The sequence below is a fragment of the Mesorhizobium sp. CNPSo 4671 genome, assembly GCF_057784245.1.
The window spans coordinates 75,008-90,462 of sequence record NZ_JBWLUW010000015.1; the positions used below are offsets into that span (position 1 = coordinate 75,008).

Annotated in this window: 13 protein-coding genes; 5 read left to right on the forward strand and 8 right to left on the reverse strand. The window is 64.8% G+C overall.

The window, feature by feature from the left end; genetic code table 11:
- Window positions 1-144 precede the first annotated feature (144 nt).
- The 4 genes from AC04SF_RS31115 to AC04SF_RS31130 are packed head-to-tail and all read right to left on the reverse strand — an operon-like array spanning window position 145 to window position 5,732.
- Window positions 145-843, reverse strand: a complete 699-nt coding sequence (locus AC04SF_RS31115) for an ROK family protein (protein ID WP_202352258.1) — start codon at window positions 841-843, stop codon at window positions 145-147.
- A 13-nt stretch (window positions 844-856) separates the two neighbouring features.
- Complete coding sequence (gene zwf / locus AC04SF_RS31120) at window positions 857-2,233, reverse strand: glucose-6-phosphate dehydrogenase (protein WP_488480903.1); 1,377 nt, start codon at window positions 2,231-2,233, stop codon at window positions 857-859.
- A gap of 22 nt (window positions 2,234-2,255) precedes the next feature.
- Window positions 2,256-3,272 (reverse strand): phosphogluconate dehydrogenase (NAD(+)-dependent, decarboxylating), encoded by a 1,017-nt coding sequence (gnd, locus tag AC04SF_RS31125; protein ID WP_488480904.1) that lies wholly within the window; start codon window positions 3,270-3,272, stop codon window positions 2,256-2,258.
- A 51-nt stretch (window positions 3,273-3,323) separates the two neighbouring features.
- Complete coding sequence (locus tag AC04SF_RS31130; RefSeq protein WP_488480905.1) at window positions 3,324-5,732, reverse strand: glucan 1,4-alpha-glucosidase; 2,409 nt, start codon at window positions 5,730-5,732, stop codon at window positions 3,324-3,326.
- 196 nt (window positions 5,733-5,928) lie between these two features.
- Here AC04SF_RS31130 and AC04SF_RS31135 point away from each other — a divergent pair, with 196 nt between their 5' ends.
- The 5 genes from AC04SF_RS31135 to AC04SF_RS31155 all read left to right on the forward strand — a co-directional run bounded on the left by AC04SF_RS31135 (window position 5,929) and on the right by AC04SF_RS31155 (window position 12,644).
- Window positions 5,929-6,942 carry a substrate-binding domain-containing protein gene (locus AC04SF_RS31135; RefSeq protein WP_488480906.1) on the forward strand — a complete coding sequence of 338 codons (1,014 nt, stop codon included), beginning with the start codon at window positions 5,929-5,931 and terminating at the stop codon, window positions 6,940-6,942.
- Between the two features lie 50 nt (window positions 6,943-6,992).
- Window positions 6,993-8,513: a sugar ABC transporter ATP-binding protein gene (locus AC04SF_RS31140; RefSeq protein ID WP_488480907.1), complete on the forward strand. Its 1,521-nt coding sequence runs from the start codon at window positions 6,993-6,995 to the stop codon at window positions 8,511-8,513.
- 1 nt (window position 8,514) lies between these two features.
- Window positions 8,515-9,495: an ABC transporter permease gene (locus tag AC04SF_RS31145; protein WP_096451554.1), complete on the forward strand. Its 981-nt coding sequence runs from the start codon at window positions 8,515-8,517 to the stop codon at window positions 9,493-9,495.
- A gap of 3 nt (window positions 9,496-9,498) precedes the next feature.
- Complete coding sequence (locus tag AC04SF_RS31150; protein ID WP_488480908.1) at window positions 9,499-10,446, forward strand: ABC transporter permease; 948 nt, start codon at window positions 9,499-9,501, stop codon at window positions 10,444-10,446.
- 125 nt (window positions 10,447-10,571) lie between these two features.
- Window positions 10,572-12,644 (forward strand): 3-hydroxyacyl-CoA dehydrogenase NAD-binding domain-containing protein, encoded by a 2,073-nt coding sequence (locus AC04SF_RS31155; protein WP_488480909.1) that lies wholly within the window; start codon window positions 10,572-10,574, stop codon window positions 12,642-12,644.
- Between the two features lie 91 nt (window positions 12,645-12,735).
- On the opposite strand, the gene AC04SF_RS31160 is transcribed toward AC04SF_RS31155, so the two are convergent.
- The 4 genes from AC04SF_RS31160 to AC04SF_RS31175 are packed head-to-tail and all read right to left on the reverse strand — an operon-like array spanning window position 12,736 to window position 15,343.
- Window positions 12,736-14,244, reverse strand: coding sequence for an aldehyde dehydrogenase family protein (locus AC04SF_RS31160; protein ID WP_488480910.1), 1,509 nt, complete (start codon window positions 14,242-14,244; stop codon window positions 12,736-12,738).
- 20 nt (window positions 14,245-14,264) lie between these two features.
- Window positions 14,265-14,609 carry a cupin domain-containing protein gene (locus AC04SF_RS31165; RefSeq protein ID WP_488480911.1) on the reverse strand — a complete coding sequence of 115 codons (345 nt, stop codon included), beginning with the start codon at window positions 14,607-14,609 and terminating at the stop codon, window positions 14,265-14,267.
- A gap of 22 nt (window positions 14,610-14,631) precedes the next feature.
- Window positions 14,632-14,973, reverse strand: coding sequence for a cupin domain-containing protein (locus AC04SF_RS31170; protein WP_488480912.1), 342 nt, complete (start codon window positions 14,971-14,973; stop codon window positions 14,632-14,634).
- A 19-nt stretch (window positions 14,974-14,992) separates the two neighbouring features.
- Window positions 14,993-15,343 (reverse strand): cupin domain-containing protein, encoded by a 351-nt coding sequence (locus tag AC04SF_RS31175; RefSeq protein ID WP_096451542.1) that lies wholly within the window; start codon window positions 15,341-15,343, stop codon window positions 14,993-14,995.
- Window positions 15,344-15,455: the final 112 nt, after the last annotated feature.

Below are 15,455 nucleotides of genomic sequence, written 5' to 3' on the forward strand. Positions count from 1 at the left end.
CAAAAAATGCTGAAGCGTCTTTGGCGTGTTCCGCGGAGCACGCCGGACAGTGCGCAAAATTCCTAGTCGGCAAATCTGCGCAACGCAATGAATAAGCGCGGCGACACACGTTATTTTGAACAACTATACTAAACTGTAATAATATCAGACGATCAGGGCTTTGTCTCGCCACAGACGAAATCCGCCTTCGAAGGCGCGTGTGTTGTCACCGCGCCTGGAGTCGGCCGGTAACTCGTCAAGCTTGTCGACATTGCCGCCGCCAATGACGACATAGTCTGGCTGCAGGGCGGCGCGCAGCCGGTTGACGATGTCGAAGACAGATTCGCGCCATTTCTTCTTGCCGCGCCTTTCCAGGCCGCGCTCACCGACATAATCCTCGAAGCTCTTGGTCTTCTTGTAAGGCAGGTGGGCGAGTTCCATGGGCAGGCCTACATGGTCGGCGATCATCGCCGCGCCGAGGCCGGTTCCGAGGCCGAGGAACAGCATGCGCCCGCCTTCATAACTGCCGATGGCCTGCATCAATGCATCATTGACCACCTTGACCGGCTTGCCGAACTGCGCGGCGAAGTCGAAGCCGGCCCAACCCTTGCCGAGGTTCATCGGGTCGAGCACTGGCTTGTTGTGACGCACCGGGCCGGGATAGCCCATCGAGATGACGTCGTAGGACAGGCCCTCGGCGAGCTTCTTCACCTTGTCGATCATCTGCTGCGGCGTCAGATCCGGGCCGGAATCGTCCCGGCGCTCGGCGCCGCCGGCACTGGTCAGGATCTTGACGTGCGAGCCGCCAATGTCGATCGCCAGCACGACCGGCTCGGGAGCTGTTGGCTTCACTGCCTTGGCCATCGCGTCCCCTCCCTCACGCCACCGGGTCGATCCAGCCATTGGGCGGTCCGAAGCCGGCCATGGCGTCCGCCGGTCCCCATGTCTTCGGCTCGTAGAGATGCGGCGGCGTGGTGTCGCCGAGCACCGGCCCGACAATGCGCCAGGCGAGCTCCGCCGCGTCCTGGCGGGTGAAGAGCTGGCCATTGCCGTTCATGGCGTCGCCGATCAGCCTTTCATAAGGCGGCATGTCGGCCTTGCTGTCGTCAAGCGCCGTCAGTTCCACCTGCTCGCCGACCATGTCGTCGCCCGGCGCTTTGCGCTGCGCGCCGATGGCGATCACCACCTGCGGGTCGATGCGGAAGCGCACGTAATTCTGGTCGGCGGGCTTGATCGGGTCGAAGACGTCGAGCGGCGGGCGCTTCAGCCGCACCACCACCTCGGTGACATGCACCGGCATGTTCTTGCCGGCGCGGATGAAGAACGGCACGTCCTGCCAGCGCCAGGTGTCGACGAAGAAGCGCACCGCCGCGAAGGTCTCAACCGGCGAGTTCGGCTTGACGCCGGGCTCGGCGAGATAGCCGGTGAACTGGCCGCGCACGACATCGTCTTTCGTCAGCGTCCGGATCGCCCTCAGCACCTGGACCTTCTCGTCGATCAAATCGTCGGCGGAGCGGCCGACCGGTGGCTCCATGGCCAGTAGCAACAGGATGTTGAGCAGATGGTTCTCGATGACGTCCCGGATGCAGCCGACATCGTCATAGAACTTGCCGCGACCCTCGATGCCGAAATCCTCGGCCATGGTGATCTGCACGCTCTCGACGTAATTGCGGTTCCAGATCGGTTCGAGGAAGGAATTGGCGAAGCGGAAATAGAGCAGGTTCTGGATCGCTTCCTTGCCGAGATAGTGGTCGATGCGGAAGATCGACTGTTCGTCGAACACCAGATGCAGCACCCGGTTCAGCCAGCGTGCCGATTGCAGATCGTGGCCGAAGGGCTTTTCCACCATCAGCCGCGCGCCATGCGCGGTGCCCGACTGTTCCAACCCTTGCACGACCGTCTCGAACATGGTCGGCGGCACCGCCATGTAGTGCAGCGGCCGCCGGGCACTGCCGAGCGCGGTCTTCAGCTTCTCGAACGTGGCCGGATCGCGATAGTCGCCGCTGGCATAGCGCAGCAGCGAGGCGAATTTGGCGAACACCTTCTCGTCGATCTTGCCCAGCGCATTGACGATGCCGTCGCGGGCGCGGTCCTGCAATTGCTTGATGTCCCAAGCGTCGAAGGCGACGCCGATCACCGGTTCGGTGAGCGTGCCCTTGGCGACCATCTGGTACAGCGCTGGAAATATCTTCTTGTGGGCGAGGTCGCCGGTGGCCCCGAAGAGCACCAGCGTGTCGGATCGTTCCTGGCTCATGCGTGCGTCTCCCGCTTCGGCGTCACTTGCCGGCCTTCGGCTTCTCGACATGCCCGCCGAAGGCATAGCGCATGGCGGACAACAGCTTGTCGGCGAATTCGGATTCGCCTTGCGAGGAGAAGCGGTCGAACAGCGCCGAGGAAAGCACCGGCGCCGGCACGCCGGTGTCGATCGCCGCTTTCAGCGTCCAGCGGCCTTCGCCCGAATCCGAGACCCGGCCGCCAAACTGCGCCAGGCCCGGATCGCTCTTCAGCGCGCCGGCGGTGAGATCGAGCAGCCACGAGCCAATGACGCTGCCATGGCGCCAGACCTCGGCCACTTGGGGAAGGTCGATGTCGAACTGGTAGTATTGCGGGTTTTCCAGCGGGCTGGTCTCGGCGTCCGCCGTGCGTTGCCGCTTGCCGGCATTGGCCGATTTCAGGATGTTCATGCCCTCGGCATAGGCGGCCATGACGCCATATTCGATGCCGTTGTGCACCATCTTGACGAAGTGGCCGGCGCCGCTCGGTCCGCAATGCAGATAGCCGAAGGGCGCGGTGCCGGCGGCCTTGTCGGGGGTTGGCGCGCCGGCATCGGCGCCCGGCGCCAGCGTGGCGAAGACCGAATCGAGGTGCTGCACCGCCACGTCGGGGCCGCCGATCATCAGGCAGTAGCCGCGCTCCAGGCCCCAGACACCACCGCTGGTGCCGACATCGACGAGATGGATACCCTTGCTGGCCAGTTTCGCGGCCTGGTCGACGGCGTCGTGATAGTAGGAATTGCCGCCGTCGATGACGATGTCGCCAGGCTCCATCAAGTCCGCGACCTGATCGATGATCTTGCCGGTGATCGCCGCCGGCAGCATCAGCCACACACAGCGCGGCTTGGCGAGCTTGCCGACGAATTCCGTCAGGGATGCCGCCCCCAGGGCGCCGTCGGTCACCAGGGCCGCGACGCTTGCGGGGTTGATGTCGTAGACGACGCATTCATGGCCGTCGCGCATCAGGCGGCGCACCATGTTGGCGCCCATCCGGCCCAGTCCCATCATTCCGATCTGCATGGTTTCGTCCCGATTGCTTGAGGAAAGAACAAATCTATCGGCCCCGCTTAATCATGATGCGTCAATGCCCACGCTGAAGTCGACATTCTCCCAACGCATCGCATCGGGCCAGAAAAATGTGAAGACGAGGGTGCTTCCCGCTACCAGTCCGTCGACCGGCAGGTCGACCAGATGGACGCCAAAAGCGCTTTCCCCGGTCTTGTGGTCCTGGATCGTCAGCCAATTGTCACTGCTCCAATGGACAACGCCGGGCGCCGAAAGTTCGACGCGCAAAACCTTGCCGGCGGGGATGGAGCGGATCTTGTTGTTGAAGCGCCATATTCTGAGCGGCGAGCTTGTCTTGCCCTTGATGTAGCGCTCGACGCCTTGCGGCGGCATGTCGAAGACCGCGCCGTCGCGCAGCGATCGCAACAGCTTGATGTGCTCGGCATGCGCCCAGACCAGCGGCATGGCGCTGCCGGACGGTTTGCCCAGCCACAGCTCGCGATCCGGTACATCCGGGCTGTCCCAGACCTGTTCCGGCAGCAGCCCGCCTATACCCGCCGAGCGCTCGAAGGTATCGAGCAGCTCCGAGGCCCTGTCCTTGCGGTCGGCGGCAAGTTCGTAATGCGCCCGCTCGCCGGTGAGCAGGGGCCAGGCGCGTCCCCGGCCGGTGCCGTCGAAAGGCGTGCCATCCTCGTGCTCGCCATAGCCGTCGTCGGTATAACGGTACCAGACCTGGCCTTGCGGCAGATCGCAACGCAAAAGGGTGTCGATAACCTTGACGGTATCGACGATGCGTGGATCGTCGGCTGCCCTGAGGCCAAAGCGAACCAGGGCCAGAGCGTCCGGGCTGATTATGGCTTCCGCTGGTTTATCGGTGTCGGCCGGCGGCCGGTTCTTGATCGGCACGAAGCCATCCTTGGGCGAAGCGGCGCCCGCATCGTCCGGCGGCGCGATGCGGACATAATAGCCTCTGAGGCCTGCGTCGATGCAGAGTTGAGTGCCGGTGACATAGGTCCAGCGTTCGATCTGGTCGTTCCAGCAATCAGCGGTTTCGCGGAGGTAGTTTGCCGGCTCACTCTTTCCGAAGACATCCAGCATGTCGGCGGCGGCAAGCAGCGCGGCGATCTCGACGGCCAGCGTGAACGGGCTGTATCCGGCGTCTTCCTCCCAGCGGTCCTCGCCGGTGACGGGGCCGTTGCGCACGACATAGGAGGCCGCGCTTTCGATCATGGCCAGGAAATCGGCGAGCCTGGCGTCCGGCATATGGCCGGCGCGACGCAAGGCGTCGGCCAGAAGCAGCGGAAAGGCGCATTCATCCATCTGGATGCCGGGCCAGTAGGCGGTGCCGTCCGACCAGACATTTTGCGGCCAGTGACCGTCCGGCTGCTGGATCGTGCGCAGATAGGTCAGGATCTGCAGCGCCTGCTTGCCGTCGCCGGCGGCAAGGAAACCGCCCGCGGTCTCGACCAGGTCGCGCGGCCAGACCAGATGGTAGCCGCCGAGATCGTCGTCGCCCTTATTGAAGCCCCATGGGATCGACAGGCTGGCAACGGCAGCACCCGGTCGCGCGACCGAGAGATGCGAGGCCAGAACCGCTGTGCTGACGCGATAGGTGTTCAACCCGGAGGCGGTGTGGCGGTCGAGCCTCTCAAGCCCGGCCTGGAATGTGCGCCAGTTTTCGACATAGGTCGCGGCGGCGGCGTCGAAACCCTGCTTGAGACTGGCCAGCGCCAGGTCGGCGGCTGCTTGCGGCGACGCGCCGAAGCCAAGCGCCAGCAAGGCCTTGGTTTTGTCTGCCGAGAAGCCGATCTCGCCGGTCAGCGCGACATTGCCGTCTTCCGCCCGCTGGCAGGAGGGATCGAGCGCACCGCCGTTCTGCAATTGCTGCCATCCGTCGGAGAAGCCGACATAGCCGGCCGAACAACTATTCCATGGCAGCGAGGAGGCCAGCGCCAGGGAGACGCCGCGCCCCGTGGCGAAGAGCATGCGCTGGCCCTTGTGTTCGCCAGCCCAGGCCGTGTTGCCCATGCCGGCGTTGACGAGGTGCGGCGCAAGCAGCGCATAGACATGGTAGTCCGCCGCCGGACCTTTCAGCGGCACGAATGCGATCTCCTGAAGCAGGACAGGCCGTTTCGGATCCGTAATGATGCGCTTTTCGACACGGTAGGCGCCGTCTGTCGCGGTGTTGGTCAGCCTGTAGCCCGGCACTCCGTCCTCGAAGGGCGCTACTGCGTGCGCGGCGTCGCGCTTTTCTTCCGAGAAATAGCCACCGGCGCCGGTGACGATCAGCTCCATGTCGCGCGTGCAGGCGCTGTCGAGACGCGGAAAGTAGATCTCGTTCAAGATGCCGTGACTGATCGTGAACCAGAGCGGGCTCTTGGCTGAAAACGCCGTGCCGACGCCACTCTTGGCGCTTGATGTCCAGCGGGCCGGTATTCCGGGTGCGCCTTTCGCTACGGTCGGCGTTCCTGCCATCAATTGGCCTCCTGTCGTGCTCCTAGACCATGTGCCGGCGGCTTTTTCAATCATCGCACCGCAAGTTGATCGAAGGCATGCCAGCCTTTGCAGTTGACAGCTTGCGGTTCGTCTGAATTTGTCTGACAATAGATAAAAAACAGGAACTGCGCGTAACCATCATCAGGCAAAACTAGCAACTTTGGGAGGAAATCATATGAAGAAACTGCTCGTTCTGGGTGCGCTGGCGGCTATGCTCGCCTCAGGCACGGCCCTTGCCGACACCAGCGGCAAGAAGATCGCATTCTCCAACAATTACGCCGGCAATTCGTGGCGGCAGGCGATGCTCGACAGCTACGGCATCGTCACCAAGAAGGCGGTTGAAGACAAGATCGTCGGCGCGGCCGACATCTTCACCACCGCCGACAAGGAAGTGCCGACGCAGGCGGCGCAGGTGCAGAACCTGATCCTGCAGGGCTATGACGCCATCGTCATCAACGCCGCCTCGCCGGATGCGCTCAACGGCGCCATCAAGCAGGCCTGCGATGCCGGCATCACCGTCGTCTCCTTCGACGGCACCGTCACCGAGCCCTGCGCCTACCGCGTCGTCGTCGACTTCAAGGATATGGGCAAGCAGGAAGTCGAGCAGATGGCCAAATTCCAGCCGAAGGGCGGGAACCTTCTGGAAATCCGCGGCCTGGCCGGCACGTCGATCGACGATGCCATCCATGCCGGCATCCTCGAAGGCGTCGCCGCCCATCCCGAATTCAAGATCGTCGGCTCGGTGACCGGCGACTGGGACCAGACGACGGCGCAGAAAGCGGTCGCGACCATCCTGCCCTCATTGCCCGATGTCGTCGGCATCGTCGACCAGGGCGGTGACGGCTATGGCGCCGCACAGGCTTTCGCCGCCGCCGGCAAGCCGCGCCCGACCATCATCATGGGCAACCGCCAGGACGAGCTGAAGTGGTGGAAGGAACAGAAGGACAAGGACGGCTACAAGACCTGGTCGGCTTCGATCGCGCCCGGCGTATCGTCGCTCGCCTTCTGGGTGGCGCAGCAGGTGCTCGATGGCCGCAAGGACATTCCGCACGACCTGCTGGTGCCGTATCTGGCCTTCACCCAGGACGATTTCGAGGCGGCCCTGCCGAAGATCAAGGAAGGCGGCGTCGCCACGCACGAATACACGCAGGAAGACGCCCTCGCGGCGATCAAGGCCAATATCAAGTGAATGTCGCGCCAGTGTTGCCCTTCGTACCATCGCGCGGATATCTCTAAGGCATGCCTGAAGGGAACGCTGACATCATCAGACTGAACGGCGCCGAAAAACATTTCGGCGCCGCCGATGTTGATATCGTAAGACTTGACGGTGCTGAAAAACATTTCGGCGCCGTCAGGGCGCTGGGCGGGGTGGATTTCCATGTCCGGCCCGGCGAATGCGTCGGCCTGGTCGGCCACAATGGCGCCGGCAAATCGACGCTGATGCACATGGTGGCGGGCACCCTCACGCCCGACAGCGGCAAGATCGGCGTGCATGGCGGCAGCGAGGACAACTACTCGGTGTCGCGGGCGCAGAAACTCGGCATACGCTGCGTGTTCCAGGAACTGTCGCTGTGCCCCAATCTCAGCGTCGCCGAAAACACCCGCATCAACCACGCCTCGCTCTCGGGCTTCGGCTGGCGGCGCAAGGCGGCAGCACTGATCACCGCCAAGCTGGACGAGATCTTTCCGGATCATGGCATCTCGGCCTGGGACATTGTCGGCGATCTCTCCATCGGCCGGCGCCAGATGGTCGAGGTGGCGCGCGCCTTTACGGTGACGCAGGACCGGCTCGACCTCGTCATTCTCGACGAGCCGACCTCGTCGCTTGACGCGCATACATCAGGCCAGTTGCTGGCCTTCGTGCGCCGTTTCATTGCCGGCGGCAAAAGCTGCATCCTGATCTCGCATGTGCTGGGCGAGGTGCTGAAAAACGCCGACCGCATCGTGGTGATGCGCGACGGCAAGGTGGTCGTTGCCGATGCGGCAAATGCCTTCGACCGCGACCGGCTGGTGACGGCGATGGGCGGCGCGGAAGCGCGCCAGAAGATCGCCGCCGAGATTGCCGCCGCCAAGCCGGCAGCCGGCCCGTTGCGGGTGCGGGCGCGTCCCGCCGCGCAGAAGGACGGCGCTGACCTTGTCGCCCGCACCGGCGAGATCATCGGCCTTGCCGGGCTGGCGGGACACGGCCAGACCGACCTGTTGCTGGCGATCTTCGCTGCCGCCTCGCGCGCCAGGACCGGCATCGAGGTGACCGCGCCGGTGGCGCTGGTGGCCGGCGACCGCCAGTCGGATGGCATCTTCCCGCAATGGTCGATCGCGCAAAATATCGGCATCCGTTCGCTGGCGCGCCTGCGCAACGGGCTGTTGATTTCGCCGCGGCGCGAGGCCGAACTTGCTGAGACCTGGCAGAAGAAAATCGGCATCCGCACGCCCGATATGAACAACAACATTTTTTCGCTGTCGGGCGGCAACCAGCAGAAGGCGCTGTTTGCCCGCGCGCTCGGCTCCGATGCCCAGATCGTGTTGATGGACGATCCGATGCGCGGCGTCGATATCGGCACCAAGCTGGAAGTCTACGACCTCGTGCGCGAGGAGGCTGGCCGCGGCCGCACCTTCCTCTGGTACACGACGGAAACCGAAGAGCTCGACAATTGCGACCATGTCTATGTCTTCAAGAACGGCCGCATCGTCGCCAATCTGGGCCGCGACGAATTGACCGAAGAGAAGATCATCCAGTCCTCGTTCGGCGACGCGGCCTGACATGACCGCCGCCAGTCTCGACACCACTGCCAGGAGTTCCGCCGAGCGTGGCGCGCTGGCCCGTGCCCGCCTGCTGCGCGGGCTGCTGCCGGCGCTGTCGCTGGCATTGGTGCTCGCCGCCATCGCCTGGCTCAACCCGCGCGCCATCAGCTATTTCGGCTTCAGCCTGATGCTGAACCTGGCGATCCCCATCGCGCTGGCGACGATCGCGCAGATGTTCGTCATTGCAGGCAATGAGCTCGACCTGTCGATCGGCACCTTCGTCGGTTTCGTTGGCTGCGTCACCGCGACCTGGCTGAAGGACGCGCCGCTCATCGGCGTCGCCATCCTGCTCGGATCGATCGGCATCTATGCGCTGCTTGGCGCGCTGATCCATCTGCGCAATCTGCCGTCGATCGTCGTCACGCTCGGCATGAGTTTCGTCTGGCAGGGGCTGGCGATCCTCGTCCTGCCCAAGCCCGGCGGCAAGGCGCCGGACTGGCTGCTGGCGATCATGTCCTTCAAGCCACCTCTCATTCCCTTCCCGATCATAGCGGCGCTGCTGATCGGGCTCGTCGTCCATTTCGGCCTGATGCGCACCTCCTATGGCGTGATCCTGCGCGGCTCCGGCGGCAATCCGGCCGCACTCAAGCGCGCCGGCTGGTCGCTGCTGAAGACCAAGATCGTGCTGTTCGCGCTGGCCGGGCTGTTCGGCGTGCTGTCGGGCATGGCGCTGATCGGCATCACCACCTCGGCCGATGCCAATATCGGCAATGGCTATACGCTGCTTTCGATCGCCGGCGTCATCCTCGGCGGCGGCGAATTCGTCGGCGGCCGGGTGTCGCCGATCGGCGCGGTGATCGGCGCGCTGACACTGGCGCTGGCCGCGTCGCCGCTGCTCACCTTCATGCACATTCCGCCCGACTGGCAGGTGGCCGCCAATGGCGCCATCCTCATCATCGTTCTGGCGGCGCGGGTGCTGATCAGCCGCAGGGAGAGGTGAGCGATGATTCTGGTTAGATCGCTGGCCGGCAAACCCTGGATATGGTCGTTCCTCGGCGCGCTTGTCGTGTGGCTGGCGACGATCGCCTTCACCGGCGGCTATGGCGCCGGCGGTATGGTCACGGCGGCGTTGTCGCTTGCCGTGTTCACCGTCATCGTCGGTGTTGGCCAGATGTTCGTCGTCACGCTTGGCCCGGGCAATGTCGACCTGTCGCTGCCGGCCAATATCGGGCTCGCCAGTGCGGTGGCCATGAAGGTGATGGCCGGCAGCGATTCCATGATCGTGGTCGGGCTGCTGGCCGCGCTTGCCTGCGGTGCGGCGATCGGCGCAGTCAATTACCTGTTGATCTGGGCGCTGCGCATTCCACCGATCATCGCCACTTTGTCGGCGAGCTTCATCATCCAGTCGATCGACATCAGCTATGGCCGTGGACTGCAGATCAAGCCGCCGCCGGGCTTTGCCGATTTCACCAATTGGCAGATTCTCGGCATTCCGGTGCTGGCGATCCTCACCGTGCTGTTCACAATCGGCGCGGCCATCGCCCTGCAGCGCATGATCTATGGCCGCTCGGTGCTGGCGATCGGCCAGAACATCCGCGCCGCCTGGCTCGCCGGCGTCAATGTCGGCCGCATCCGCTTCCTCACCTACACGCTGTCGGGCGCGCTCGGCGGCATCGATGGCGCGCTGCTCGCCGGCTATTTCAGGGGCGCCAATGTCGATATCGGCAATGAATATCTGCTCGCCTCGATCGCCGTTGTGGTCATCGGCGGCACGTCGGTCGCCGGCGGCAAGGCCAACGTGCCCGGCGTCTGGGGCGCGGCGCTGTTCCTGGTGCTGCTTTTGACCATGCTCAACACGTTCGGCGTCAGCGCCGGCGTGCGGCTGCTGCTGACGGGACTGATTATCGTCGGGGTGATAACGGCGGCGGGTGGCGAGAAGGCGGTGCGGTAGCGTGAAGGATCACGTCGACGCCGAGTTCCCGGACAATCGTTAGGCCAGCCTAACAGCGGGTTCCCATTCGCGGCGCGCCCTAGTAAACCCTTCCGCGATCTCAGTTCGCCTCGGGAGGGTTCCGCTTGTCCAGTTCCGTTAGTGTCGTGAACGAGAATGGCGTCGCCATCGTCACCATCGACAACCCGCCGGTCAACGCGCTGAGCTTCCATGTCCGCGAGCCGCTGATGCAGGCGCTGGTTGCCTTGCGCGACGATGCCTCGGTCACGGCCATCATCATCGCTTGTGCCGGCCGGACCTTTGTCGCCGGCGCCGACATCACGGAATTCGGCAAGCCGGTGCAGCAGCCGGACCTGCGCGCCCTGATCGTGACGCTCGAGACCATGGCCAAGCCGACAGTCGCCGCCATCCACGGCACGGCGCTCGGCGGCGGGCTGGAACTGGCGCTCGGCTGTCATTTCCGCGTTGCCGATGCCGGCGCCAAGCTCGGCCTGCCGGAGGTGAAACTTGGCCTGCTGCCGGGCGGCGGCGGCACGGTGCGGCTGCCGCGTCTTGTCGGCGCGCTGAAGGCGCTGAGGATGATCGTTTCCGGCACGCCGATCGGCGCGACCGAAGCGCATGCCGCCGGTCTGGTCGATGCCGTTTTCGAAGGTGATCTGACCACGCACGCCGTGAACTTTGCCCGCGAAATCGCCCGCAAGGGTGGTCCTTTCACGCCGGTGCGTGATCGCGATGACTTGCTTGGCGAAACGGACCTCGCGGCTTTCGACGCAGAGGTGGCGGATCTCGCCAAGAAGGCTCGCGGGCTGGAAGCGCCAGTCGCCTGTGCGCAAGCCGTGCGCAACGCCGTCACACTGCCCTTTGACGAAGCGCTGGCGGCGGAGCGCGCGCTATTCGTCAAACTGGTCGCCAGCGACCAGTCGCGCGCGCAGCGCCATCTGTTCTTCGCCGAACGTGAGGCGGCAAAACTTCCCGGCAAGGATACGCTTAAGCGCAGGATCGCACGCGTCGGTGTGATCGGCGCCGGCACGATGGGCGGCGGCATCGCCATGGCCTTCGCCAATGGCGGTTTTTCGGTCACCTTGCTGGAAACCAGCGCGAAAGCGCTGCAGCGCGGGCTGGGCACGATCGAGAAGAACTATGCCGTCTCCGTTTCGCGCGGCTCCCTGACCGAAGATGCCAAGCGTCAGCGGCTCGCCCAGTTCAAGGGCTCGACCGACTATGCCGATCTCGCCGAGTGCGACCTGATCATCGAGGCGGTGTTCGAGGACATGGCGGTCAAGAAGGAGGTGTTCGGCAAGCTCGACGCCGTGGCCAAGCCGGGCGCCATCCTGGCCACCAACACCTCCTATCTCGACGTCAACGAAATCGCCGGCTCGATCTCGCGGCCGCAGGATGTGCTCGGCCTGCATTTCTTCTCGCCGGCCAATGTCATGAAGCTGCTGGAGATCGTGCGGGCCGACAAGACCGCGCCGGATGCTCTGGCGACCGTGGTCGATCTCGCGCGGCGGATCGGCAAGGTGGCGGTCGTCGTCGGGGTCTGCCACGGCTTCGTCGGCAACCGCATGCTGGCAGCGCGCGGTTCGGAATCGGAAGCGCTGCTGCTGGAGGGCGCGACACCCGGCCAGATCGACAAGGCCTTCACCGATTTCGGCTGGCCGATGGGGCCGTTCCAGATGGGCGATCTGGCCGGCCTCGACATTGGCTGGCGCAACCGCAAGGCGCGCGGCCTGACGGCCGTCATCGCCGACACGCTGTGCGAACAGGGCCGTTTCGGCCAGAAGACCGGCCGTGGCTTCTATCTCTATGAGGCTGGCGCACGGGCGGGCGTTCCCGATCCCGAGGTCGACGCGCTGATCCGTGAAAAGGCCGCCGAGCGCGGCATCGCGCCGCGTGCGATCAGCGCTGACGAAATCATAGAGCGCACGCTCTATCCCCTGGTCAATGAGGGGGCGAAAATCCTCGAGGAGAAGATCGCGGCCCGCGCCTCCGACATCGATGTCGTCTGGGTCAATGGCTACGGCTTTCCCATCGGCAAGGGCGGCCCGATGTTCTGGGCCAGTCTGGAAGGGGCGGCCAGGATCGTCGAGCGGCTTGAGCATTGGCACCAACAGACCGGCAAGGATGTGTTCAAGCCGACGCCGCTGCTGAAACGGATGGCCGAGACCGGTTCCTGGGAGGCAGAGGCAACAGCCTGATCAGACGACCGCCGAACGCGGTGGCGGCTACAAATCCACGCGTCGAGGCGCAAACCTTGTCGGGCAGCGCGGCTGGACCGCGCTGCATCTTTCACACATGCTTGCGGCCGCCGGTCTCGCGGAACCAGCTGTCGGGGTAGGGATACCACCAGTCCTGGATCGCCGGTCTGTGGTCGATGATCACCATCTTGGAACGGCGGAAGGCATCGAGCCCCTGGCGTCCGAGTTCGCGGCCGAGGCCTGAGGCTTTCCAGCCGCCGAAGGGCAGGGCGTCATTGTCGATCAGCGGGTTGTTGACCCAGACCATGCCGGCCTCCAGCCGCTCGGCCGCCTCATGCGCTTCGGCGAGGTCCGTGGTGAACACCGAGGCGCCGAGGCCGAACGGGCTGTCATTGGCAAGCCGGATCGCCTCGTCGAAATCCTTGACACGGCAGATAGCGGCGACCGGCCCAAAGCACTCTTCGCGCACGATCGCCATGTCGGGGGTGACGCCGGTCAGGATCGTCGGCTCGTAGAACCAGCCGGTGTTGTGCGCCGGCGGGATGCGCCCGCCGGTGACGGCCTTGGCGCCGTGCGCAATGGCATCGTCCACGAGGCGCATCACTTTTGTCCGCGCGGCCTCGCTGACCAGCGGCCCGATCTCGGTCTTGTCCATGCCGTTGCCGATGCGCAGCGTGCGCGTCCTTTCAGCGAACAATTCGACGAAGCGGTCATGCACGGCGTCGACGACGAAAAAGCGCTCGGCCGAGGTGCAGACCTGGCCGGTGAGGTGGAAGGCCGCGGTGACGCTGCCGGCCGCCGCGACGTCGAGCGGGGCGTGCTTGCTGATGATCAGAGGATCGCTGCCGCCGGCCTCGATGACGCAAGGCTTCATGCGTTTGGCGCAAGCCACCGCAACCGCCTTGCCGGCGGCGACCGAGCCGGTGAAGGCGACGGCGTGGGTGCGGTCGGATGTGATCAGCGCCTGGGCGGTGGCCGCGCCTCCGGGCAGGCAGGAAACCAGCCCTTCCGGCAACGAGCGGAACACGGTCATGTATTCGAGCGTCGACAGCGTCGTCGCCTCGGCCGGCTTGATGACGCAGGCATTCCCCGTGGCAAGCGACGCCGCAACGGTCCAGCACATCAGCAGGATCGGGAAGTTGTAGGGCATGATGTGGACGGAGACGCCGTACGGCTCGTAGCGCGCATACTGGAACGAGCCGGCCTGCGTCGTGCCGGCGATCTTGCCGGCGTCGTCGCGTGCCATCTCGGCATAGTAGCGGAAGATCGGCGCGCAATTGGCGATCTCGCCGATGGCTTCGGGATAGGGCTTGCCCATCTCGCGCACCATCAGTTCGGCGCAGCGCGTGAAATCGGCCGCCTCGATGGCGTTGGCGACGGCGTGCAGATGCTTGGCCCGGCTCTTGGCGTCGAGCTTTTTCCAGGCGGCCTGCGCCCTGGTTGCGGCGGTGAGCACGGTGTCGATCTCTCCATCTGTCGCAGCGGAGATAGCGCCGACGGTTTCCAGCGTCGCCGGGTCGATCACCGGCTTGGTCGTGCCGGCCATCGGCCGGTAGTCCGGGTTGACGAAGAAGGTCGGCTGGTCAGGGGCGAAATCCATGGTCGTCCTTTCAGGTCCGCTCAGCGGATCATGTAGACCTTCTTGATGGTCTCATGGACGGTGCAGACGCCTTTCCAGTCCTGTGGGAAGAAGGCCGCCGTGTCGGGCTCGATCTCGATCACCTCGCCGGATTCATGGACATAGGTGCAGCGCCCTTCGAGAAAGTGGCAGAATTCGTCGCGGGTGACGTGGCAGTGCCATTTGCCGGGGGTGCAGACCCACAGGCCGCACTCGGAACGGCCCTCCGGCCCCTTGTGGAGTAGCTTGCCGGAGGTGTGGGACTGGCCCTCGATCATGGTCGGGATAACGCCCCAGTCGACGAGATCGGTGATGGTGAGCGGCGATTGCATGATCGGCGTGGTCATATCGAATTCCTTGAAAAAGTGCTCACCGGCACATGAAGGCCTTGGTGAGGGTTTGCGTGATGATGGAGATGCCGGTCCAGCCGGCGGGAAAGAAAACGAGCGTGCCGGCCGCGACCGGGATCTCCTCGCCGTCGTCGCGGAAGTAGCTGCCTTGCCCCGACAGGAAGTGGCAGAACTCGTCGGCGGCGAAGGTGACCTTGCGGGTGCCCGGCGTGCACGACCACAGGCCGCATTCGCTCGACCCATCCGGGTTTTGCGACAGGATCTTGCCGGAGGCGCGCGGCGCGCCGGCAAGCGTGTTGCTGCCCGCGCCCCAATCCTCCAGTTCCACGTTCGCGGCCTTCGGCCAGTGCGGTGTCGACATGTGGTTAGCTCCGTTGCTTTCAGGCCAGCATGTAGACGTTGCGCATGGTCTCATGCACCGTGCATTCGCCCGTCCAGCCGGCGGGGAACATGACCACGGTCCCAGCCGACACTTCTATCACTTCGCCGACATCCGACCGGTAGGTCGCGCGGCCGGCGACGAAATGGCACAATTCGTCACGCGGGATCGAGAGCCGCCAGCGGCCCGGCGTGCACACCCAGATACCGGATTCCGGCTGGTTGTTCGGCCCCTTGTGCACGAGCCTGCCGGTGGAGTGTGAGGCGCCATCGAGCGCGTCAGGCTGGGCGCCCCAGTCGACGAGATCGGTGCGGATGGAAGCCTGGTGGAGGTGCGGGGCAGACGAGGTCATGGACGTGCTCCATGATCATGATGCTCAACTGCGATCTGTTGCCGCCCTACGAGGCCCCCCTCTGTCCTGCCGGACATCTCCCCCTCAAGGGGGGAGATTGGCAGCTTTGGTT